We start from the raw sequence: 21,734 nt of genomic DNA on the forward strand, positions 1-21,734 counted from the left end.
CACAAACGTATTGGAGGTCTCAAATTAAAAAGTAATTTCGTCTCAAACCCGTCAACTTATATCAGGACGAGACATATAGATCTTAAAACTCTGCGTTTTGCGGTGTTCTCGGGAAAGGAATCACATCCCGGATGTTACCCATGCCGGTAACAAACTGCACCATGCGCTCAAAGCCAAGGCCAAAGCCAGCATGCGGGCAACCTCCAAAGCGGCGGGTATCCAGATACCACCACAGGTCTTCTTCGTGAATGCCCACACCTTTCATGCGTTCTACCAAAATATCTAAACGCTCCTCACGCTGCGAACCACCTACAATCTCGCCAATGCCCGGAGCAAGTATGTCCATGGCTGCCACGGTTTTGCCGTCGTCGTTCAGGCGCATGTAAAAGGCTTTGATATCTTTCGGGTAATTAGTTACGATCACCGGCTTTTTAAAGTGCTTCTCTACCAGGTAACGCTCGTGCTCACTCTGCAGATCAATGCCCCAGCTAACGTCGTACTGGAATTTCTTCTTCTTGTAGTGGTTTGAGTTTACTAGGATGTCGATAGCCTCGGTATATGTTACGCGCTCGAAATCATTGTTTACTACAAACTCCAGCTTCTCCAGCAAAGTCATTTCCTGGCGCTCATGCTGCGGCTTGCTTTTGTCTTCTTCTGCTAAACGCTGCCCCAGGAACTCAATATCCTCGCGGTTATGCTCCAGCGCGTAGCGGATGATATACTTGATAAACTCCTCGGCCAGGTCGGCGTTCATTTTCAGGTCGTAGAAAGCCATTTCCGGCTCTATCATCCAGAACTCGGCCAGGTGGCGCGTGGTGTTCGAGTTTTCGGCTCTAAACGTTGGTCCGAAAGTATAAATGTCGCTAAAGGCCATGGCTGCCAACTCGCCTTCCAGCTGCCCCGATACAGTAAGGTTTGTTGCTTTCCCAAAAAAGTCTTCTGCGTAGTTTACCTGTCCGTCTTCTGTTTTAGGAGGGTTTACCGGGTCTAGCGTTGTTACCCGGAACATTTCGCCAGCGCCCTCAGCATCTGATGCCGTGATGATAGGCGTGTGCATGTATACAAAGCCCTTCTCGTTAAAGAACCTGTGCACCGCAAATGCAAGCGAGTTACGAACCCTGAACACAGCGCCAAAGGTGTTGGTGCGGAAGCGCAGGTGCGCTATCTCACGCAAAAACTCCAGCGAATGCGCTTTTTTCTGCAATGGGTATGTTTCAGGGTCGGCTTTGCCCAGTACTTCTATACTTGTAGCCTGTACTTCAAAAGCTTGCCCTTTGCCTTGCGAGGCAACCAGCGTGCCTATTACGGCAATGGCGGCGCCAGTAGTAACATCCTTAAGTGTCTCTTCGCTAAATTTTTCGGCTTCGGCCACTACCTGCAAATTATTTATCGTAGACCCGTCGTTCACGGCGATAAAATTCACAAACTTATTCCCGCGCTTTGTGCGCACCCAGCCTTTCAGCAGAACCTCCTGGTCTACTGCGGCACCCTGTAGCAGATCTTTTACTTTTGTGCGTTGCATATGTAATGGTTATTTGCCTGTATCAAAGGCACAAAATATCTTTTAAAGTATAAATTTACAATGAAATATAGGTAAAATAACTGCGGGAAGCTATATATTAATAACTGCCTTATACTTACAGGCTAACCTCTGCTGTTACATCTCTAAAGGATACGTATGCCTTTGCTTTAAGCGTTTTTCAGAAAATCCCTCAAAGTAACGATATTTTAACCTTTTTTGTAAATGAGAGTAAAATTATCCTAAATTTGAAGGAGCACTAAACCGCCTCAAACTATTCTTCTAAAACTATGCAGCGACTCGATTTAAGACAACTTTTATCCCAGAAGTTATCGCCGCAGCAGATACAATTTATCAAGCTGCTGCAGATACCTACTGCCGAGTTGGAAATGCGCATAAAAGAAGAACTCGAGATTAACCCTGCCCTGGAAGAAGGCCGCGAAGAAACTGCAGACGAGTACAGCGACACCGACGAGTACGAAGAAGAGTACAGCAAGGACGATGACCTTGACATTGACGACTACCTGCACGACGATGAAATAAGCGGTTACAAAATGCAGGGCGACCGTGGCGGCGATGACGAAGAAGACCGTGAAATGCCCATCGCCATGACTTCTACGCTTACCGACTCGCTGATGGACCAGCTGGGCTTCCTGGACCTTGATGATAAGCAATACAGCATCGGTATGCAGCTGATTGGTAGCATAGACAGCGATGGCTACATCCGCCGCGAACTTAGCTCTATTGCCAACGATCTGGCTTTTTCTCAGAACATCGAAACAAGCGAAGAAGAAATAGAACAGGTACTGCACCTGATACAAACATTTGACCCTGCTGGCATTGGCGCCCGCGATTTGCCGGAGTGCCTTTTGCTGCAATTGGAGCGCCGCGAGCAGGACGAAATAACGCTGTTAGCCGAGCGCATCATCCGTGATATGTTTGATGAATTCACGAAGAAGCACTACTCTAAAATACAGAGCAAGTTTAATATATCGGAGGATGAGCTGAAGAAAGCCGTCGACGTGATCATCAAGCTTAACCCGAAGCCGGGTGGGGCAGGAGCAGGCATGGCGCGCATACAGTATATCATACCTGATTTTATACTTACCAACAACAACGGTGAGCTGGAGCTATCGCTGAACTCACGTAATGCCCCTGACCTTCGCATCAGCCGCTCTTACTCCGAAATGTTTGACGCCTATGACAAGTCAGACAAAAAGGATAAGAAGCTGAAGGAGACGGTAACGTTTGTGAAGCAGAAACTGGATGCGGCCAAGTGGTTTATAGATGCCATTCGCCAGCGGCAGAACACGCTGCTGCGCACCATGGAAGCCATTATTAAGTACCAGCACGACTTTTTTCTGGAAGGTGACGAAAGCGAATTGCGCCCCATGATCCTGAAAGACATTGCAGAGGAGATAGGCATGGACATCAGTACGGTAAGCCGTGTGGCCAACAGCAAAGCAGTACAAACCGAGTTCGGTATTTATCCGCTTAAATACTTCTTCTCAGAGGGTATTGCCACCGACTCCGGGGAAGATGCCAGCAGCCGCGAGGTAAAGCATATTCTAAAAGAGATTATAGAAAACGAAAGCAAGCGCAAGCCGCTCTCCGATGAGAAGATAGAGAAAATGCTGAACGATAAAGGCTACAACATTGCCCGCCGTACCGTAGCAAAATACAGGGAGCAGCTAAACATACCGGTGGCCCGCCTGCGTAAAGAGCTTTAATCCGGAATTATGAATGCTGAGTTAAAAACCAAAAATTTCAGCAAGCTAAAATCTGTTTAAGTATAAACTCTGATAATTCATCATTCATAATCAATTAACGCATCAGCATAAAGTGAACCGTTCTTTGGCGCAGGCGCTGTCTGTGGTGTTTCATCCGCTACTTCTGCCCACTTATTTATTTGCATTTATACTTTACTACATGCCGGCGGCTATGCTCACATTGCCGTTAGAGAGCCGCTGGGTGGTGATGGGCATTGTAGTGCTGTCTACGTTTGTGGTGCCTGGCATTGGCGCTTACACCATGGTACGCATGGGCCAGCTGGACTCGCTGGAGATGGACAGGCGGGAGCAGCGGGGATTGCCTTTGCTTTTTACTGCTATATGCTACGCTACAACAGCTTACCTGCTGTACAGAACATCTGCCCTGGATGATATCTTTTTCTTTGTGATGGGCCTTATTGCGGCTTCTGTGTTTCTGACCTATTTCGTGTCGCTGTTCTGGAAAGTAAGTGCCCATGGCGTAGGCCTGGGAGGAACTTTGGGATTGCTGCTGGTGCTTAACCGCCTGATGCCCGATGGCTCTATCACGATGGCTATTGTAGTGGTAGTGGCGCTTAGCGGAGCGGTTTTATCGGCAAGGCTGGCTCTAAACGCGCATACGCCCGCCCAGGTATATGCAGGTTATGGGGCTGGATTTTTATTAACCATAGTTACGGCATACATCGCTTATTAAAGCAGCAGACGCTTTGAAAAAGCGCCTGCTGCCAAAGTATAAATCGCAACGTTACTGTTTAATTATTCTCCTGGTTACGTTGGCGTTGTTATCGTCGGTTATGCGCACCATGTAAATTCCTGCTGGCAATGTGCTCACGTCTACTGTTGTAATAGGGTTTAGCTTGTGCTGCTCGTGTACTTTCTGGCCTGTGATGCTGTAAATGTTGAGAGTGCCATTGCGTACCTTCGTTGCATCTACAGTTACGCGTAAGCTGTTTTGCACCGGGTTAGGGTATACTTCAGTTGCTTTGGCAAGCACGTCGTCGGCTGCGCTGGTAATGGTAATAGTTGTAAAGTCGGTGTATGTGTAGCGTTCTGCATTTACGAAAGCATTTGTGCCTGCATTGTAATCCTGAACTATAATCTGGGTGATAGCGCCATTGTTGTCACGGGTTAAGGTAGACCTTTCTTCGGTGCTGCGCACCCAGGTGTTTGTGCCCTCGTCATACACTTCTTCCAGTAAGCCAACAGTTGGGTCTGAGATATAAGGCTCGGCGGAGGTAAGTATAGTGGAGGTGGTACGCAGGGTAGGCGTGGTGGTGGTTCCTTCTACGTCATACGCTGTTTCCACCATTGTCTGGGTTTGGTTGGCGGTGTTCTGGCTGTACTGAAACTCGTATTTATACTTGTTCCAGACATTGTTCATCGCATCAAACACCTCCAGAAAATAGCTGCTTCTGTTGCCAGAGTTGCCTACGTATGCTATTTCAGTTTCTCTTTCAACTTCAACCCACTCTGCACCCTCCCGGTCGTAAGTCGTTAGGCTGGTAGGCCTGTTGTCGGTGCCGGTATAGCCATAAGTGGTGCGTTCCGATAGTTCCCAGCCATTTGTCTGCGAGCCAGGAATAGCCGAGAAAGATTCAGTAATTGTTTCAGTAACACGCCCATTCGTTACATTGTTTGTATTACGTATTCCCAGCATCAAATTCCAGGCAGTACCGCTCCAGCTGTAAAGCCCGTAATTCTTTAATAACTCGCCCTCCAGTTCAATGGTCATTCTGCTGGAGTTTACCCATGCATTGTTTTCCCACTCCTTTACGATAAGCTCGGTGTTGATGCCCTGGCTGTTGTACACATAGGTATATTGCGCAGAGTTAGTATTGCTAGGTAACTCAACCTCGGTTACAGTTTCTAACTGGCCGCGGTTGTTGTAAGTAAAAGAGGCACGGCCTTGATCTTCCCATTGGTTGTTTTCGCCCCATGTAGCATAGGTTTCCGTTTGAGGAACACGAATGGTCTGGGCTGCTGCAGAACGAGCGTTTTCAGAGCTTGCCCGCTTCTGTACGCGCTCTAAAGCAGCCTTAAAAACCGGATTGTCTAGCCCGAGAGGGGCCTTTTGCGCCTGAAGTGCAGGATGCAACAGAAGCGCTGCTGCAGAAAGCAGAAAGGTAAAAACTTTTTTCATAGTAATGTATAGTTATAGGTTTGGTAGCATACTCAGCTATAGTTTCTATAGCCTTGGTTATCAGTCTGTAAACTGATTAAATTAGGGCAAATATAACATCAGGAGAAATAAGTTGTATTAGTTTATGCCATAAAAATATAAAAATATTTATTTAACATCAGATGTAGTATGGGGCAGGCGGCTTATACCTTGCCAAACGCAGCTGTTTTATTAACTTTGACTATCTCAAAAACTATAAGATATGACCTACGAGTGTTTACTATATGAGGTGCAGGACGGAATAGCCACCATCACCTTAAACAGACCGGATGTTTTTAATGCCTTTAACGACCAGCAGAGCTATGATTTGCAGGATGCGCTAAAGCAGGTAGCCCGCGACGAACAGGTGCGTGTGGTGGTGCTGACGGGTGCCGGAAAGGCTTTTTGCTCTGGCCAGGATTTGAAAGCCATTGCCAGCGCCAGCAAACGAGATCTGTCGGAGTCTTTAGAGAAGCGCTACAACCCGATTATACGCGCGATGCGCAACTTGCCTAAGCCTATCATCTGCAAACTAAACGGTGTGGCTGCAGGTGCTGGTTGCTCGCTTGCCCTGGCCTGCGATATGGTAGTGGCCTCTACGGCTGCAAGTATGATAGAGGTGTTTGTAAACGTTGGACTGGTACTGGATTCTGGATCTTCTTTTTTCCTGCCTCGCGTGGTTGGGTCTTTAAAAGCTTTCGAGTTGAGCACGCTGGGCTCTAAAGTAAGCGCAGCAGAAGCCCTGCAGCTAGGAATGGTAAACAAAGTAGTTGCCCCTGAAGAGTTGGACGCAGCTGTTGCCGAACTTGCTGCACGCTATGCCGCGAGTCCTACCAAAGCTATCGGCCTGATGAAGAAGATGCTGAACAAGTCGTTTAGCTCTACCCTGGATGAGATGCTGGACTACGAAGCGTATTGCCAGAAAATAGCCGGAAACTCAGAAGATTATAAAGAAGGCGTTACGGCCTTTAACGAGAAACGGAAGCCGCAATTTAAGGGAGCATAAGTGCCTAGATGATCTCGAAGAGAAGCCAGCCATTGCGCTGGCTTTTTTTATGCTAATACTTTTTTATGTTACACCTAAAGTAAAAGTGCGTATACTCTAAAAACCACCAGTAACTACTTTAAAGCGTGGTTTTATCTGTAGCATTTATACTAAGTATGGTAATGGAATTTACTTTTTAAACCCTCAACCTATGGAAAGAAAACTAAACCTTTTGCTTGTGCTTGTGGCCATAGTGCTTGCTGTGCCCGCCAAAGCGCAAAATTGCAGCGACTACATGCTGCTAAACAATAACACACAGTACGAGATTTTAACTTATAACCAGAAAGACAAGCTTATGAGCAAAGCCACCTATGTGGTTACTAACGTGAACACTAACAACAATAGGGTAGAGGCTACCGTGCAAACTCAGGTGTATGACAACAAGGATAAGCTAAGCTCTGAAGGGGAGTTTATAATCGGGTGCGATGGCGGCACCATTTCGATGGACATGCGCTCTTTGATGAACCCCGGAATGATGGATGCTTATAAGAATATGGATGTAAGTATGGAGGGCGACAAAATGCTGTACCCGGGCAACCTGCAAACTGGCCAGAAGCTGGAAGACGGAACCATGACCATTACTGTGAAAGATAAGAGCAGCGGCCAGAACATCAGCACCATGACCATGAAAATTATTGACCGCACAGTAGAAGGCAAGGAAAGTATAAAAGTGCCTGCCGGTACCTACGACAGCTTTAAGATAAGCCAGCGTACTGAAATGGAAAACCAGGCAATGGGCATGAAGATGCCAGGTATGAAAATACAGACCGTGGAATATTATGTACCTAAAATTGGCATGGTGCGATCAGAAAGCTACCGCAATGGCAAGTTAATGTCGTATAGCGTTCTAAATAAAGTTAATTAACGAGCCACTTATAATTTAAAAACACAAGAGCCGGTTACAAAGTATGTGTAACCGGCTCTTGTGTTTTTAAAGGCACTTATACTTTGTCAAAAAGAATAGCCCACCGAAAAGTTAAGCTGTGGGAGAGGCATCAGGAATATAGCTGAGTTTGTCTCGGCAACTACTGCATGACCTATGATGTTATCGGTTAGTAACTCATCGGCACCTACAGAGCGGGCGTACTTTACACGGCCTCCTAAAGCGGCTCCTGCCTCTAAGGTAAAATGCTTGCCTAGCATAAATTGCCAGCCAAATTGGTAGCTCAGGTCAAGGGAGTTTTGGTAGAGGCGGCCCACAAAACGATAGTTGGGGTCTGCTGGCGACAGGTCCTGCTGCCCAAATGCATTCTCTTCGAAGATGAGCAGGCGGTAACCAAACGCAGGGCCATGATAAAACCCAAACGGCGCCAACCTCTTTTTAGAAGTATAATGGCGCTGGCTCATCCTGATGCCTACACCATTAACGCGCTTATCTTCCGGTAAAAAGCCTGAACTTTTAAAGTATGCGCTGTAAATATAACTTAAGCCTAACTCATTGGCTACCTTAGAGGAACGAAGCTTTTCATAAGCTAAACTTATTTCACCAAAGTCAAGGGGCCTGAACTTGATGAGGCGGTCATGTGCCGGGTTTATTACATTATTCTCTATGTCTGCCAGGTCATCATCCTGGGCTTGTGCTGTGGCCATAGGCGCAAGTGCAATGGCTAGTATACATACTATCCACTTAAAATAATCCATGTGTTTCATAAACTAACAAAAAAATAAGCAAGCCCCATAGCAACATGCAAAGGCCCATAGTATAAGTCTCCTACTTAACTATAAGTTCTATCAAGTTTTGCACTATGCAATGTTATCGGCTGTAAATAAGGCAACAGGCCCCTAATTAATAACTCAGTAAGTATAAGGGCGTATACTCAACTGTTCTAGTACTATTTACATGAAATATAAAAGACTAAAATTATGAAAAAAGTTGCATCAACAGGGCTGTTCTTAGCAGCATTCTTATTCGGGATAGTGTCCTGTAACCAAGAGCAAGGTGCCGTAGAAGAGGCACAGCAAACCAACGAGCAGATGGCCGAAGGTACTGAGATGGAAGACCAGATGACAGAGCAATCTGATTTTATGACCCGAGCAGCCAGTAGCGGCATGCTGGAGGTAGAGGCAGGCAAACTGGCGCAGCAGAAAGCCCAGAACGCTGAAGTTAAGAAGTATGGCGAAATGATGGTAACCGAACATACGGCAGCCAACAAAGAGCTTATGGCGCTGGCACAGCAAAAAAATGTTGTGGTGCCGGATAGCATGAGCCAGAACCACATGGACCAAATGCAAAGCCTGCGCGACAAAACAGGTGCAGATTTTGACAAAGAGTACATGGACCTGATGGTAACTTCTCATGAAGAAGCTGTTACCTTGTTCGAGGATGCATCTAACAACATACAGGATACTGAGGTAAAGAATTTTGCAAGCACAACGCTTCCTAAGCTGCGCCAACACCACGAAAGAGCTCAGCAGTTAAAAGATGTAATTGATAAGCAGTAGTAGTCTGATTATATTGCAGCTATCTAATGTTAAAGCTAGTAAAGCATCTGCGAGGTATACTTGCAGATGCTTTATACATAAAAAATAATCACAGATGAAGAAAGTTATACTTGGTTTACTGCCTGTGCTCGTGCTTTTAACTGCTTGTGGCCCCGGAGACAGCATTGAACAGGCAACCGAGCAAAGTGTGCAGCAGTTTGAAGCGGCAGGCATCCAGAACATGGAAAACGACGCCTTATTTGCTGCAGAAGCCGCAAGTGCCAACATGCTGCATGTGCAAATAAGCCAAGCTGCCTTAAGTAGCGGTGTGAGCCCCGAAGTGCAGAGTTTTGCGCAGCGCGCGGAGGGTGCTTATAAACAAATGAACAGCGAACTGCAGGAAGTAGCAAACCAAGTAAACATTGTGCTGCCTCAAACAATGGGGGCTGCCCACCAGAAAGTGTACGATCAGGTAACAGGTAAAGAAGGCATTTCTTTCGACATCGAATTTATACGCGCCATGCTTGACCAGCACAAGAACCTGCTGAAAAGATATGAAGATATAGCTGAAAACGGCACCAGCATGGAGGTAAAACAATATGCCTCGCGGCAGTTGCCCTTGCTGCGGCAGCACACTAATGCAGCGCAGCGGCTTCAAGAAAAAATAGACTAAAAAAGAAAATGGCAGTTACCACAAATAAGTAACTGCCATTTTCTTTTTATACTTCAGTTTTAGTTGTTCTCGCGGTAAATGCTGGTCTTGAGCTCCGCTGCCAGGAACCGGGAAGTATAGCCTTTCTTTACTTTTGCTACCTGTTCCGGTGTTCCGCTGGCAACAATCGTTCCGCCACCTTCGCCACCTTCCGGGCCAATATCTATCACATGGTCGGCCACTTTAATCATATCCAGGCTGTGCTCAATAATAAGTACCGTATTGCCTTTATCGGTTAGCTTGTGCAGCACATCCGTTAAATGCTGAATGTCCTGGAAGTGCAGTCCTGTGGTTGGCTCATCAAGTATATAAAGCGTTTGGCCGGTGTCTTTCTTAGATAACTCTGTTGCCAGTTTTACGCGCTGCGCCTCACCACCCGATAAAGTAGTTGCTTGCTGGCCCAGCGTGATGTACCCTAAGCCCACATCGTTCAGGGTTTGTATCTTGCGCAGAATGCGCGGCTGGCTTTCGAAGAACTCCACAGCTTGCTCTACTGTCATGTCCAGCACATCAGTTACACTCTTGCCTTTAAACCGTACCTCTAGTGTTTCGCGGTTGTAGCGCTTGCCTTTGCATACTTCGCAAGGCACGTACACATCCGGCAAAAAGTTCATCTCAATGGTACGCATACCTGCACCTTCGCAGGCTTCGCAGCGGCCACCCTTTACGTTGAATGAGAAACGCCCAGGAGTATAGCCTCTGATCTTGGCCTCCGGCAGCTGCGCAAACAGCGTGCGGATATCAGTAAACACACCCGTGTAAGTGGCAGGGTTAGAGCGCGGCGTGCGGCCAATCGGCGACTGGTCTACCTCGATTACCTTATCCAGGTGCTCCAGGCCTTCTATGCTTTTGTATGGCAGCGGCTCACGCTTTGCCCTGAAGAAGTGTGTGTTAAGTATAGGGTACAGCGTATCATGTATCAGCGATGACTTGCCGCTGCCCGACACCCCTGTTATACAGATCATCTTACCTAGTGGCAATTCCAGCGTAACGTTTTTGAGGTTATGCCCTGTTGCCCCTTTTAGTTTTAGCACTTTGCCATTGCCTTCGCGCTTTATACGTGGCACCTCAATGCCTCTGCGGTTGCTCAGGAAATCAGCGGTAGTAGTGCCGGCATTCATCATCTCTTGTGGCGTGCCTGCTGTAACTACCTGCCCACCATGTATACCTGCACCCGGGCCAATATCCACCACATAATCCGACTGCAGTATCATGTCTTTGTCGTGCTCTACCACAATAATGGAGTTGCCGAGGTCGCGTAGGTCCTGGAGGGCTTTAATCAGGCGTTCGTTATCGCGCTGGTGCAGGCCTATACTTGGTTCATCCATAATGTAAAGCACACCTACCAGTTGCGTGCCAATTTGCGTGGCAAGGCGTATACGCTGGCTTTCGCCACCTGATAAGGTTTTAACAGGGCGGTGCAGGCTCAGGTAATCCAAACCAACGTCAAGCAAAAAGCCAATGCGTTTCCGGATTTCCTTTAGCAGTTCTTTGGCAATTACATTCTGCCGCTCGCTCAGGCGTTCTTCCAGTCCCTCAAACCAGGCAGCAAGCTTAGTTATGTCTAAAACAGAAAGTTCACCAATGTTCTTGTTGTCTATCTTAAAGTGCAGCGACTCTTTTTTAAGCCTGTGGCCGTTACACTCCGGGCAAGTATTAGTCTGTGTAAAGTCCTCTACCCAAGAGCGAATATTGTCAGAGTCAGACTCCATCTGGTTTTTCAGGAAGTTGATGATGCCCTCAAACTCTACAATATAGCTGCCCTTTTTCGTGTTTACTTCCAGGTCTTCGTCCAGGCCATAAAGCAGTACTTTTACCACATCCTCTGGCAAGTCTTTTATTGGAGTAGAAACCGATACTTTAAAGTGCTTAAACAGAGCTTCGATCTGCTTAAAGATCCAGATGTCGCGGTACTCGCCAAGCGGGGCAATACCACCACGGCGAATACTCAGGCTCTTGTCAGGTATTACAGATTCTTCGGTTATCTCCTGTATCTCTCCCAAACCATTGCACACCGGGCAGGCACCATAAGGCGAGTTGAACGAGAAGGAATTCGGAGCCGGATCGTCGTAAGCGATGCCGGTAGCCGGGTCCATGAGGTGGCGGGAGAAGAAGTGCGTTTTGTCGGCATCTGCATCAAGTATAAGTATGGTGCCTTTGCCATGTGTCAGCGCATTCTGTACCGAGCTTGATAACCTGAAGCGGTCTTCTTCTTTTACAACAATTTTATCAATTACAATCTCGATGTCGTGGATCTTATACCTGTCCACCTGCATTTTTGGAGTTATCTCCAGCAGTTCGCCATCTACGCGGGCACGAATAAAGCCCATTTTGCGGATTTGCTGGAAAAGCTCGCGGTAGTGCCCTTTACGGCCTTTTACAACCGGTGCCAGCACCACAATGCGCTTGCCATCAAAGTTCTCCAGAATATGGTTCACGATCTGGTCATCGCTTTGGCGCACCATTTTATCGCCTGTTACATAGCTAAATGCCTCTGCGGTACGTGCCCAGAGTAGTCGCATAAAGTCGTAAATCTCGGTGATAGTGCCTACAGTAGAGCGCGGGTTGCGGCTGGTGGTTTTCTGCTCTATGGAGATAACCGGCGAAAGCCCCTCAATCTTATCTACCTGCGGGCGCTCCAGGCCACCCATAAACGAGCGTGCGTATGCCGAGAATGTTTCCATGTAGCGGCGCTGCCCCTCAGCGTAAATGGTGTCGAAAGCCAGGGACGATTTGCCCGAGCCACTAATGCCGGTAAATACAACCAGCTTGTAGCGCGGAAGCTTTATAGAAATGTTTTTGAGGTTATGTTCGCGGGCACCGTATACTTCGATTTGCTGCGCATCGCCATTTATACCTGGGTTTTGCGTGTCGGTTGCTGTGCCTGTTAAAGCAGTTTGTTGCTCTTGGTTGAGATCCATTCAGGATATTTTGTTTTAAATCGCAATTTACAAAAACGCAAGGGTTTTACAGCAGCAAAACCCTAACCACTCTTAACAGAAAATGAAGGTAATTGGTTTAGGATTGTTTAATAAAGTGGTAAGGCATATCAATCAACGTTGCCGTAGCCAGAAGCTTCTTTTTCGTGCAGCTCTGCGTGGTGGTGGCTGGTATGTGTGTAGTCTTCGTGGTGGCGCTCTATAAGCCTTTGCTTTTGCCTGTACCTCATAAAGCTGTAGATGGCCAGAATAATGCCTGTAGGTAAAAGTGCTACCCCTATAGCCTCGAGGTAAAAATCGTTTGAGAATTTGATGGCAGCAAACCCACCGGCTGTAACAGTCATAGCGGTGCGCAGGTATGCCATTAGCGTGCGTTCGTTAGCAAATATGGTCCGTTGCGTAGCCATTTGGTCCCGGATTTCTGTGTTCTTCTTCTCCTGTATTTTTAGCTTTTTCTTAAGCTTTTTGATTTTCTCTTTATTGGCGTCTGACATGGTGATTCACGTTGAACTACAGGTTAGAAGATTTGTGCACTTGCATCAGAATAGCTTACGGAATGATCATACTTTCTGATCTGTGCCAGGCTTCTCCTGGGCTGCGACTTCGGCATGTATAGGGCTTGTGGGAGCGTATACTTTGGTATGGTTGAGAATTCTTTCCTGCTTTTTGCAGTATCTGCGGTAGCCAATAAAGCCGATTATAAGTCCAACAGGAATAAATAAGGCACCTAGTCCCTGGTACAAAGGATCCTCAAAAAATTTCATGAAAGACAAACCTGCCAACACAAGCGCCATGGCTGTTCGGCTGTAAGCCAAAAGCGTCCGCTCGTTGGCCAGTATGGTGCGTTCCATTGCCAGTTGGTCCCGTACTTCAAGGTTTTGCTTTTCCTGTACTTTTAGTTCTTTCTTTATCCGCTTGCGGTCTTTGCGGCTAAGTATGGCTCTCCAGTTCATAAGCACATATACGGCAGCGGCAGCAGGTAGGGTAGTGCTTTACAGCCACAGAACACGGCAGCAGCAATGCATAGCTCCTGTAGCTTAGTGATTTTATCAAACAGTAATTATATAGCTGTTGAAGATTTTATGAAAGCAAAATAGCCTTTATCACATAGGCAAAGGCTATTCTTTAGCGAGGTGCGTTTTCACTTTATACTTATACCTTGTGTGTCTTCAAACCTTGCCATTACTCCCCAACCATTTGCCTTAGATGTTACAGCGATTAATATTGTGTTTGATCCTTTTTTAAGTGGGAGGAATACTGCATTGGTGCGAAGGCTTTTGTCTATCTCGCCCCGAAACAGGTTGTTTTTTGCCCTAAAGCTGTTATCGCCAAAGTATAGGGGCTGGCCATTTACATACATATGCGCTTTGTTGCTGTACTCAAAGTATAGCTGCTTTGCCTGTGCCTTATCAGAGTTCAGTTCCAGCTTTACCCACACCATGTCCTCGGTATTGGCTTCAAAGTGCTCGGCTTCCTGCTTGCTACGGTATTGCGCAATGTTAAGTAAACCCTGGGCATCAGTTGGTAATGTTTCCCACTTTAACTCGTTTAAGCTAGGCCATACTTCAGGTCGGGCATCTTTTACCAGAAACGTTTGCGATACTTTCCATTTAAGTATGGCATTAGGTGGTACATCGGGCGCGATTGCTTGCGCAGGAGTGGAGGCAGGATCTAAGGCTGTATACTTAAAGTTGCTGAAGTATGCGCCACTAAGTGTCCAGAGACCGAACTTGCCGCCTTTGCTGCCGTGGCGCAGGTTTGGTATTACCATAGCTGGCGTGTCAGAGTGGTCGAGGTATACTTTTGCCATAGCGCCCTGCACTACAACTTTAAGGTGTATCCACTCGCCGGGTTTGAAAACCTGCCTTGCCTGGTGCTCTGCATAAAGTTGCCACGAGCTGCTGCCATTAAAAACAGGGGTGTACTGCACGGCATCCGGCTGCCCCGATTTGCCTTGCCTGATGTAAATTTCTTCGTAGTTGTTTTTGCCATCGTGCCGGAATATAAGGCCAGCCATGCCACGTGCCGGGTCAGGGGCAATGTCCACTTCCAGTATACCATCCTGCATCTCGGCCTCGTTGTAGAGCAGGTGGCCGCGTTGCAGGTGCAAACTCTCTTGCCCAAGGTGTCTTTCTACTTTAGTTTTAGCCTCGTCTGTAGCCCAATTGCCAGAGTTAAAAGAGAATTTGCCCTCGCTGGCTAGTGCGGCTAAACAAATGGACAAACCCCACATCAATAAGAAATACTTTTTCATAGTTATACTTTGTACTAGTGCTGTAATGGCAGTTGTATACTTGTAACTGCACAGTACAAAGGTCGCCTAAAGTATAGTGGGGCAACAGGTCGTTTTAGGTGATTTTATGGTCAATTTATACTTGGCTGCTACGGTAAGCTTTAGGTGCCACTCCTGCTTGTGTGCGAAAGAAGCGGTTAAAGTTAGCAGTATCGGAGAAGTTAAGGCTGTAGGCTATTTCTGCTACGGTCTTTGAAGTATAAAGCAGCTGCCTTTTGGCCTCCAGTAACAGGCGGTTTTTAATTAGTGTTGAGGCAGTAGCGCCAAAATAGCGCTGTGCCATACTGTTGAGGTGTGCAGGTGTGGTGTGCAGAAGTTCGGCGTACTCCTGCACCTGGTGCTTTTGCCTGTAATGCTGCTCCAGTAGCTTCCGGAAAGTATAAATAGTATAGTTGCCCTCTGTATCGGAATTGGTGCTGTGTTGCTGTGCGTAAAGGCGGTGCAGGCGAACCAGCAGCTGGTACAACAAAGCACGCAGCATGTGCGGGCTATCATTTTGCAGGCCTTTAAACTCCTGCTCAATAGCTTGTATTGTTTGTAAGCTCTCCTGAAACTCTGCCGCTGGCGCAAGTATACCTGAAGGCCTGGCAGCATTGTTAAAAAACTGGAAACGGCTCAGGAAAAGCGGATCATTGAAGAAAGTAACGATGAAATCTTCCTCAAAAAACAAAGTATAGCCCGCTACTTCGCCTTCAGCGTTCCATTGCCGCACCTGCCCCGGCGAGGTAAATACAATGCGCCCCGGCTCTAATGTATAAGCTACTCCATCTAAGCTAAAGGTGCCGTTGCCACGCTCTAGAAACATGATGTCATAAAACGAAAGCACATGCGGCGTATCCGAAAGTACGAAGTTCTGCAATGACTCCATTCGCCCCACATCCAGCAGCAGCTCAGGTCCATACTTGTTCCGAAGAAAATCGAAGTACAGGATATCTTGTTTTGGCATATACTATGCTTTTAGCAGTGCAAACAAATATAGTATAAAAGCAAAAGCCCGCTACCAGGGCAGCGGGCTTTCGTGTAAGTATAAAACCTCTTTCTCTTAGAAGTTCGGAGACAACAGGTACTTGCTGTAGAAATCGTCAATTACCTTCACGGCCTCTGACGGATCATCTACGATATGCACCAGGTCAAGGTCCTCGGCGCTGATGTTGCTTTCCATTTTCAGCATCACATCTTCTACCCATTGCATCAGGCCGCCCCAGTATTCACGGCCTACCAGCACGATCGGGAATGCACCGATCTTCTTTGTCTGGATTAGCGTGATCGCCTCGAACAACTCATCCAGCGTACCGAAACCGCCTGGCATTACCACAAAGCCCTGTGCATACTTCACAAACATTACTTTGCGCACAAAAAAGTAATCGAAGTTGATAAGTTTATCAGAGTCGATGTAAATGTTGTTAAACTGCTCGAACGGCAGGTGGATGTTAAGGCCCACAGACTTACCGCCTTCTGAGTGAGCCCCTTTGTTACCGGCCTCCATAATGCCCGGGCCACCACCTGTAATCACGCCGTAACCGTGGCGAACCAGTTTGGCTGCAATCTCTTCGGCCATTACATAGTACTTGTGGGTGTTTTTAGTTCGTGCCGAGCCGAAGATAGAAACGCATGGGCCAATTTTAGCCAACTTCTCGAATCCTTCCACAAACTCCGACATTACTTTAAATATCTGCCACGAGTCTGCTATTTTAATCTCGTTCCAGTCTTTATCTACAAAGGCCTGCCGAATTTTTCTGTCTTCCGGAGAGGCAGGTGCTGCAGTAGTCTGGCCACTTTCGCGCAGGTCAGTAATAGATTTTGCTTTGTTCTCGTTTACATCCGGCTTTAGGATCGTTTGTCCGCTGCCTGTGTTTAGCTCCTGCTCGTGGAGCTTGGTTTTGCTTGTCTTTCTAAGCTTTGTCATAATTTTTCGTCATCTACATCGCAGGGGCGCGTTCGCCCCTGGGCGCCAATTTACCTGGCGCACATCATCTCAATTAAAATAAAAGTTAAGGGTGTTTTGCATCTGGTGAGGAAGCGCTGCAAATCAACCAAGGGTGTAAATATATCTATTTAGACCGGATTGCAATAACCGGGTCCAGATTTGAGGCTAAAACCGCCGGTATAATACCGGAAAGCATTCCTATCACCGCCGATACGCCAAGCCCAAGTATAATGTTGCCCATCGACAGCGACACCTTCATCATGTCCTGGGGTATGAGCGTGAGCAGGAACACGAGCAAAATGCCTATGCCTCCGCCAATTAAGCTCAAAAATACCGACTCAAACAAGAACTGGAAAAGTATAAAATAGTTTTTGGCTCCCAATGATTTCTGTATACCGATGATGTTGGTGCGCTCTTTTACAGACACAAACATAATGTTGGCTATACCAAAGCCTCCCACAAGTATGGCAAAGCCACCAATTACCCAACCTGCCAGGCCAACCACCTGGAAGAATCCACCAATTGCCTGTGTAATCATTTCAGGCCTGTTTAAAGAAAAATTGTCTTCATCCAGAGGGCGCAGGCCGCGTATGTTGCGCATCAAACCACGTATTTCATACTCTAGCTCCATTAGCCCGGCATCGTCTTCGCGGCCTTTTACTACAATGGCAGAGCCAATGCCAGTTGGGCCCACATCAAACATTTTAGCAAAAGTACCATAAGGCACAACCCCCATCTGGTCAAAGTTAGGGCCACCAAACATGTTCTCGCCCTGCTTCTCCATCACCCCGATTACCACCAGTTTCTGGCCGGCCACTTTTACCTCCTGCCCCAGCGGGTCTGTGTGCGGAAACAAGGCCGTAGCCATTTCGTTGCCTATAATTACCACGTTACGGGCTGCGGTTACTTCCTGCGGAATAAAGTAGCGGCCTTCCTCAACAGGAATCTCGGTTACTTTGTTGTACTCGTATGTTACACCGATAAGGCCGGCGTTAGAGAAACTGTTGTTGGCTTGCTTAAATGTGTTGTTGCCTTTGTCTGCAAAAATAGCCGCGCCTGCACCATTGGTGAGGTTACGCTCCAGCAGCCTGAACTCGCGCATTGTTGGTTCAGGCCATTGAAAATACTTCCACCAGGGGCGGTTGGCATCAAAAGACCATGGCCACTTCTGTACATAAATTACCTTATCGCCGATAAAGCTCATACTATCGCGCACGTTACGCTCCAGGGAGTCTACGAGCGTGAAAACCGAGATAATGGCAAATATACCAATAGTAACCCCCAGCAAAGACAGAATAGTGCGCATCAGGTTGGCTCTTAGCGCCTGCCATGCAAACCGGAAGCTCTCTGCTACCAAGCGTAGGTATATCATAGTTTTAAATAGTATAATTTTGTTAGCTAGAAGTAATTTTCTTAAAAGTAAGAATAATTCGGGCAAACTGAGTAAATTTGCGGCTCGATTTTTTGTTTTTTTACTGGATGCAGCCTAATGAACCCGCCCGTTGATTTTGCATGTTTATCTCCAGCAATATTTACTTAAAGTTTAATACCGTAATATTAAATTTATGAAATTATCAGAATTTAAGTTTGAGCTTCCTGAAAGCCTAATGGCCACACACCCCTCTGAAAACCGCGATGAGTCGCGCATGATGGTGGTGCACCGCGATACAGGCAAAATAGAGCACCGCGTTTTCAAAGACATCCTGGAGTATTTCGACGATGGCGATGTGATGGTGGTGAACGACACAAAGGTTTTCCCGGCGCGCCTTTACGGCAACAAAGAGAAAACGGGTGCTAAGATCGAGGTTTTCCTGCTGCGCGAGCTTAACAAAGAAATTCACCTGTGGGACGTGTTGGTGGACCCAGCCCGCAAGATACGTGTAGGTAACAAGTTATACTTTGGCGAAAGCGACCTGGTAGCTGAAGTTATCGACAACACCACATCGCGTGGCCGTACAATTAAGTTTTTATTTGACGGTACCGACGAGGAGTTTTACAAGACAATCAACGATTTAGGAGAAACGCCGCTTCCGAAATACATTAAGCGCGAAGCTGAGCCGGAAGACAGAGAGCGTTACCAGACAGTTTACGCGAAAAACGTAGGCGCTGTGGCTGCTCCAACTGCAGGTTTGCACTTCACTAAAGAGGTAATGAAGCGCCTGGAGATTAAAGGCGTGGATATGGCCCCTATAACGTTGCACGTTGGCTTGGGCACTTTCCGGCCTGTAGATGTGGAAGACCTTACCAAACACAAGATGGACTCGGAGAACTTTATGGTTCCTGGCGAGACTGCCGAGATGGTAAACAAAGCGCTGGATAACAAGAAGCGCGTGTGTGCCATCGGTACTACTACCATGCGTGCATTGGAGTCTTCGGTATCGGCTAACAGCCGCCTGAAGCCAAACGAAGGCTGGACAGATCGTTTCATCTTCCCTCCATACGATTTTAAAATCGCAAACGCTCTGGTTACAAACTTCCATATGCCGGAAAGCACGCTATTGATGATGGCTGCTGCCTTTGGTGGTTACGACTTGGTTATGAAAGCATACGAAGAAGCTGTAAAAGAGAAATACCGCTTCTTTAGCTACGGCGATGTAATGCTTATCCTGTAAGTTATACTTTGCAGAAATATAAAAGCCCCAGCCATTACGGTTGGGGCTTTTTTTATATTTTTGATTCTGATGACCTTGGCAGGCTACCCATATTGCAAAAAGTTTATAACCCCACAAAACTATGAACGGACCGGAACCAAGTACTATTTACCCTTTGCCGCACCACCAGAAAATGGTGTTCCTGAAAAACATCATCCAAAACCCAAACATACAAGTAGGCGACTACACTTACTACGATGATCTTGAAAACCCCTACAATTTTGAGAAGAACGTACTCTACCATTTCGATTTTATTGGCGATAAGCTGCTGATCGGGAAGTTCTGTGCTATAGCCTCAGGGGTGAAGTTTATCATGAATGTCGGCAATCACGAGACTAATCCAATCTCCGGTTATCCGTTTGCTATTTTCGGTAATGGCTGGGAAAGTATAGAAAGTGACGTGTCGTATCCTGTAAAAGGGGATACTGTTGTGGAAAACGATGTGTGGATGGGCACAGATGCGGTGATTATGCCTGGCATCCGGATTGGTAACGGAGCTATAGTAGCCGCAAAAGCTGTGGTAACCAAAAATGTGCCCGATTATGCCATAGTGGCCGGCAACCCTGCAGTAGTTGTAAAAATGCGGTTCCCGGATGATCAGATAGTTAAGCTGTTAAGTATAGCCTGGTGGAATTGGGATGTGGCGAAGATAACCCGTAACCTGCAACTTATCCACTCTGCAGATGTTGATGCGCTGGCAAAGTGCGTGTAAATACTTTCGCACCATAAGCCCCCAACGCGTAATCTTATTAACTTTGCGGTATGGCTCCACAACTCCCGGAATATGCAATTATAGTAGCTGGCGGCAGCGGCACCCGCATGCAGCACGATGTGCCAAAGCAATTTATAGAGGTAGCTGGCAAGCCAATTCTGATGCACACGATAGAGCGCTTTTACAAGTATAGCGCAGCTATACGGCTTATTGTAGTGCTACCGCAGGAGCAACTTAGTACTTGGCGTGAACTGTGCCGCAAGTATAACTTTAAGCTTTTTCATATGATAGTGGCTGGTGGTACTACTCGCTTTGGCTCTGTTAAGAATGGTTTAGGGGCTGTGATAGGAGAGGGCTTGATTGCCGTGCACGACGGTGTGCGCCCGTTTGTAGATACAGAAACCATACAAGAAGCTTATAAAACGGCAGCGGCAACTGGCAGCGCTGTAGTAGCCGTATCGCCAAAAGACTCTATCCGGGAGCTGACGCAGGAGGGGAGTAGCGCTGTGCCGCGCGCCAAGTATAAATTGGTGCAAACGCCTCAGGTTTTCCAGGCAAGTATACTACGTCAGGCTTATGAACAGCCTGAAAAGGAGTGGTTTACCGATGATGCCTCTGTTGTGGAAAGTATAGGCGAACGTATAACTTTAGTGGAAGGCAGCTACCGCAACATCAAAATCACAACTCCTGAAGACCTTATACTTGCAGAGGCTTTTGCAGCCCAGAATCAGCAGGGGGCATAGGCTGTACTTATGCTAACCTGCATATTCTACAGCGTTTCAAGAATATATAGGCTACACTACCGGCTGGCGACCAGCCTCTAAAAATACCTGGTTTTCCTGAACAGCCTTGGCCGAGATAGGTTCTAAAGCAGGGGCGGGTTTCGAGAGGTTCAGCAGGTAACCCTGCAAGGGTATTAGGTTGGCCAGGTCGTGGGTAATGCAAAGTATGGTTTTACCTTTTGTTAGCGTCCAATCCTGCAGCAGCCCAAAAACTTTGTTTTTATAGTATACATCTAGCTGCTGCGTTGGCTCATCCAGTAGTACAATGTCAGCATCCTGTAGCATTAGCTGTGCCAGCCACACCAGTTGCTGCTCTCCCCCGGATAAAGTGGTAAAGTCATGGTTTATGAGGTGCGTTAGCTGCAGTTGCTCCAGTACCTGTGCGGCCTGTGCATAATCAGTTGCATTGTAGTTCTCGAAAAAGCGCTTTTTGCGGAAGAGGCCCATTACCACCAGGTCGTGCACCTTTATCGGAAAGTTAATGACGTTTTTTTGGGGAAGGTAAGAAAGAATTCCCTTTTCAGCGGGGTTCGATAGCTTCTTTAGGTCGTGGCCTTGCACCAGCACCTGCCCCTGGTACTCCACCTTTTGTTGAAAGGCTTTAAAAAACGTAGTTTTCCCGGCGCCGTTATGACCTATAATAGCCACAAGAGCAGGAGAGGGTACAGAAAAACAAAGGTTGCGAATCAGGACCCGTTGGCCATAACCCGCAACCAAATTTTTTACTTCGATGATCAAGCCTAGTTGATTACAAATTATGAATTACTAATTACGATCGCTAAAGAGCCCGCTCTTGCTGCCACTCG

At 47.0% G+C, this 21,734-nt stretch carries 20 protein-coding genes; 9 read left to right on the forward strand and 11 right to left on the reverse strand.

Going from position 1 to position 21,734, the window contains the following annotated elements; genetic code table 11:
• Positions 1-82: 82 nt before the first annotated feature.
• On the reverse strand, positions 83-1,522 hold the full coding sequence (asnS, locus tag Q1A23_RS18525; protein ID WP_299826202.1) for an asparagine--tRNA ligase: 1,440 nt from the start codon (positions 1,520-1,522) through the stop codon (positions 83-85).
• Between the two features lie 287 nt (positions 1,523-1,809).
• Between asnS and rpoN the strand changes: the two genes are divergently transcribed.
• Together rpoN and Q1A23_RS18535 are read left to right on the forward strand one after the other, a co-directional pair.
• Positions 1,810-3,249, forward strand: coding sequence for an RNA polymerase factor sigma-54 (gene rpoN / locus Q1A23_RS18530; protein ID WP_299826204.1), 1,440 nt, complete (start codon positions 1,810-1,812; stop codon positions 3,247-3,249).
• Positions 3,250-3,361: 112 nt separating this feature from the next.
• On the forward strand, positions 3,362-3,982 hold the full coding sequence (locus Q1A23_RS18535) for a hypothetical protein (protein ID WP_299826206.1): 621 nt from the start codon (positions 3,362-3,364) through the stop codon (positions 3,980-3,982).
• A gap of 51 nt (positions 3,983-4,033) precedes the next feature.
• Here the strand turns inward: Q1A23_RS18535 and Q1A23_RS18540 are convergent, their stop codons facing one another.
• On the reverse strand, positions 4,034-5,428 hold the full coding sequence (locus Q1A23_RS18540; protein WP_299826208.1) for a T9SS type A sorting domain-containing protein: 1,395 nt from the start codon (positions 5,426-5,428) through the stop codon (positions 4,034-4,036).
• Positions 5,429-5,669: 241 nt separating this feature from the next.
• Between Q1A23_RS18540 and Q1A23_RS18545 the strand changes: the two genes are divergently transcribed.
• Both Q1A23_RS18545 and Q1A23_RS18550 read left to right on the forward strand, forming a co-directional pair.
• Entirely contained in the window at positions 5,670-6,452 is a 783-nt protein-coding gene (locus Q1A23_RS18545; RefSeq protein WP_299826210.1) for an enoyl-CoA hydratase-related protein, read from the forward strand.
• Between the two features lie 190 nt (positions 6,453-6,642).
• Complete coding sequence (locus tag Q1A23_RS18550) at positions 6,643-7,356, forward strand: hypothetical protein (protein ID WP_299826212.1); 714 nt, start codon at positions 6,643-6,645, stop codon at positions 7,354-7,356.
• An 86-nt stretch (positions 7,357-7,442) separates the two neighbouring features.
• Here Q1A23_RS18550 and Q1A23_RS18555 read toward each other — a convergent pair whose 3' ends face one another.
• Positions 7,443-8,141 carry an ABC transporter ATP-binding protein gene (locus tag Q1A23_RS18555; RefSeq protein WP_299826214.1) on the reverse strand — a complete coding sequence of 233 codons (699 nt, stop codon included), beginning with the start codon at positions 8,139-8,141 and terminating at the stop codon, positions 7,443-7,445.
• A 213-nt stretch (positions 8,142-8,354) separates the two neighbouring features.
• Between Q1A23_RS18555 and Q1A23_RS18560 the strand changes: the two genes are divergently transcribed.
• Both Q1A23_RS18560 and Q1A23_RS18565 read left to right on the forward strand, forming a co-directional pair.
• Complete coding sequence (locus Q1A23_RS18560) at positions 8,355-8,933, forward strand: DUF4142 domain-containing protein (RefSeq protein WP_299826216.1); 579 nt, start codon at positions 8,355-8,357, stop codon at positions 8,931-8,933.
• A 94-nt stretch (positions 8,934-9,027) separates the two neighbouring features.
• A complete protein-coding gene (locus tag Q1A23_RS18565) occupies positions 9,028-9,585 on the forward strand; it encodes a DUF4142 domain-containing protein (RefSeq protein WP_299826218.1) in 558 nt (185 codons plus the stop codon).
• A 59-nt stretch (positions 9,586-9,644) separates the two neighbouring features.
• Here Q1A23_RS18565 and uvrA read toward each other — a convergent pair whose 3' ends face one another.
• The 7 genes from uvrA to Q1A23_RS18600 all read right to left on the reverse strand — a co-directional run bounded on the left by uvrA (position 9,645) and on the right by Q1A23_RS18600 (position 18,155).
• Positions 9,645-12,545 carry an excinuclease ABC subunit UvrA gene (uvrA, locus tag Q1A23_RS18570; protein ID WP_299826220.1) on the reverse strand — a complete coding sequence of 967 codons (2,901 nt, stop codon included), beginning with the start codon at positions 12,543-12,545 and terminating at the stop codon, positions 9,645-9,647.
• Between the two features lie 128 nt (positions 12,546-12,673).
• The gene (locus tag Q1A23_RS18575) at positions 12,674-13,057 is read right to left on the reverse strand and encodes a DUF202 domain-containing protein (RefSeq protein ID WP_299826222.1); all 384 of its coding nucleotides are present in this window, start codon (positions 13,055-13,057) and stop codon (positions 12,674-12,676) included.
• Between the two features lie 66 nt (positions 13,058-13,123).
• Positions 13,124-13,516: a DUF202 domain-containing protein gene (locus Q1A23_RS18580; RefSeq protein ID WP_299826224.1), complete on the reverse strand. Its 393-nt coding sequence runs from the start codon at positions 13,514-13,516 to the stop codon at positions 13,124-13,126.
• Between the two features lie 188 nt (positions 13,517-13,704).
• Positions 13,705-14,817, reverse strand: a complete 1,113-nt coding sequence (locus tag Q1A23_RS18585; RefSeq protein WP_299826226.1) for a family 16 glycoside hydrolase — start codon at positions 14,815-14,817, stop codon at positions 13,705-13,707.
• Between the two features lie 115 nt (positions 14,818-14,932).
• Entirely contained in the window at positions 14,933-15,802 is an 870-nt protein-coding gene (locus Q1A23_RS18590; protein WP_299826228.1) for an AraC family transcriptional regulator, read from the reverse strand.
• A 96-nt stretch (positions 15,803-15,898) separates the two neighbouring features.
• Complete coding sequence (locus Q1A23_RS18595) at positions 15,899-16,762, reverse strand: TIGR00730 family Rossman fold protein (protein ID WP_299826229.1); 864 nt, start codon at positions 16,760-16,762, stop codon at positions 15,899-15,901.
• Between the two features lie 145 nt (positions 16,763-16,907).
• On the reverse strand, positions 16,908-18,155 hold the full coding sequence (locus Q1A23_RS18600) for an ABC transporter permease (RefSeq protein ID WP_299826230.1): 1,248 nt from the start codon (positions 18,153-18,155) through the stop codon (positions 16,908-16,910).
• Positions 18,156-18,348: 193 nt separating this feature from the next.
• Here Q1A23_RS18600 and queA point away from each other — a divergent pair, with 193 nt between their 5' ends.
• The 3 genes from queA to Q1A23_RS18615 all read left to right on the forward strand — a co-directional run bounded on the left by queA (position 18,349) and on the right by Q1A23_RS18615 (position 20,889).
• Positions 18,349-19,395, forward strand: coding sequence for a tRNA preQ1(34) S-adenosylmethionine ribosyltransferase-isomerase QueA (gene queA, locus Q1A23_RS18605; RefSeq protein WP_299826233.1), 1,047 nt, complete (start codon positions 18,349-18,351; stop codon positions 19,393-19,395).
• A 121-nt stretch (positions 19,396-19,516) separates the two neighbouring features.
• Entirely contained in the window at positions 19,517-20,146 is a 630-nt protein-coding gene (locus tag Q1A23_RS18610) for a CatB-related O-acetyltransferase (RefSeq protein ID WP_299826235.1), read from the forward strand.
• 50 nt (positions 20,147-20,196) lie between these two features.
• Positions 20,197-20,889 (forward strand): 2-C-methyl-D-erythritol 4-phosphate cytidylyltransferase, encoded by a 693-nt coding sequence (locus Q1A23_RS18615; protein WP_299826237.1) that lies wholly within the window; start codon positions 20,197-20,199, stop codon positions 20,887-20,889.
• A gap of 51 nt (positions 20,890-20,940) precedes the next feature.
• Here the strand turns inward: Q1A23_RS18615 and Q1A23_RS18620 are convergent, their stop codons facing one another.
• Positions 20,941-21,666 (reverse strand): ABC transporter ATP-binding protein, encoded by a 726-nt coding sequence (locus Q1A23_RS18620; protein ID WP_299826239.1) that lies wholly within the window; start codon positions 21,664-21,666, stop codon positions 20,941-20,943.
• Positions 21,667-21,734: the final 68 nt, after the last annotated feature.

The organism is uncultured Pontibacter sp. (genome assembly GCF_947492645.1).
GTDB lineage: Bacteria > Bacteroidota > Bacteroidia > Cytophagales > Hymenobacteraceae > Pontibacter.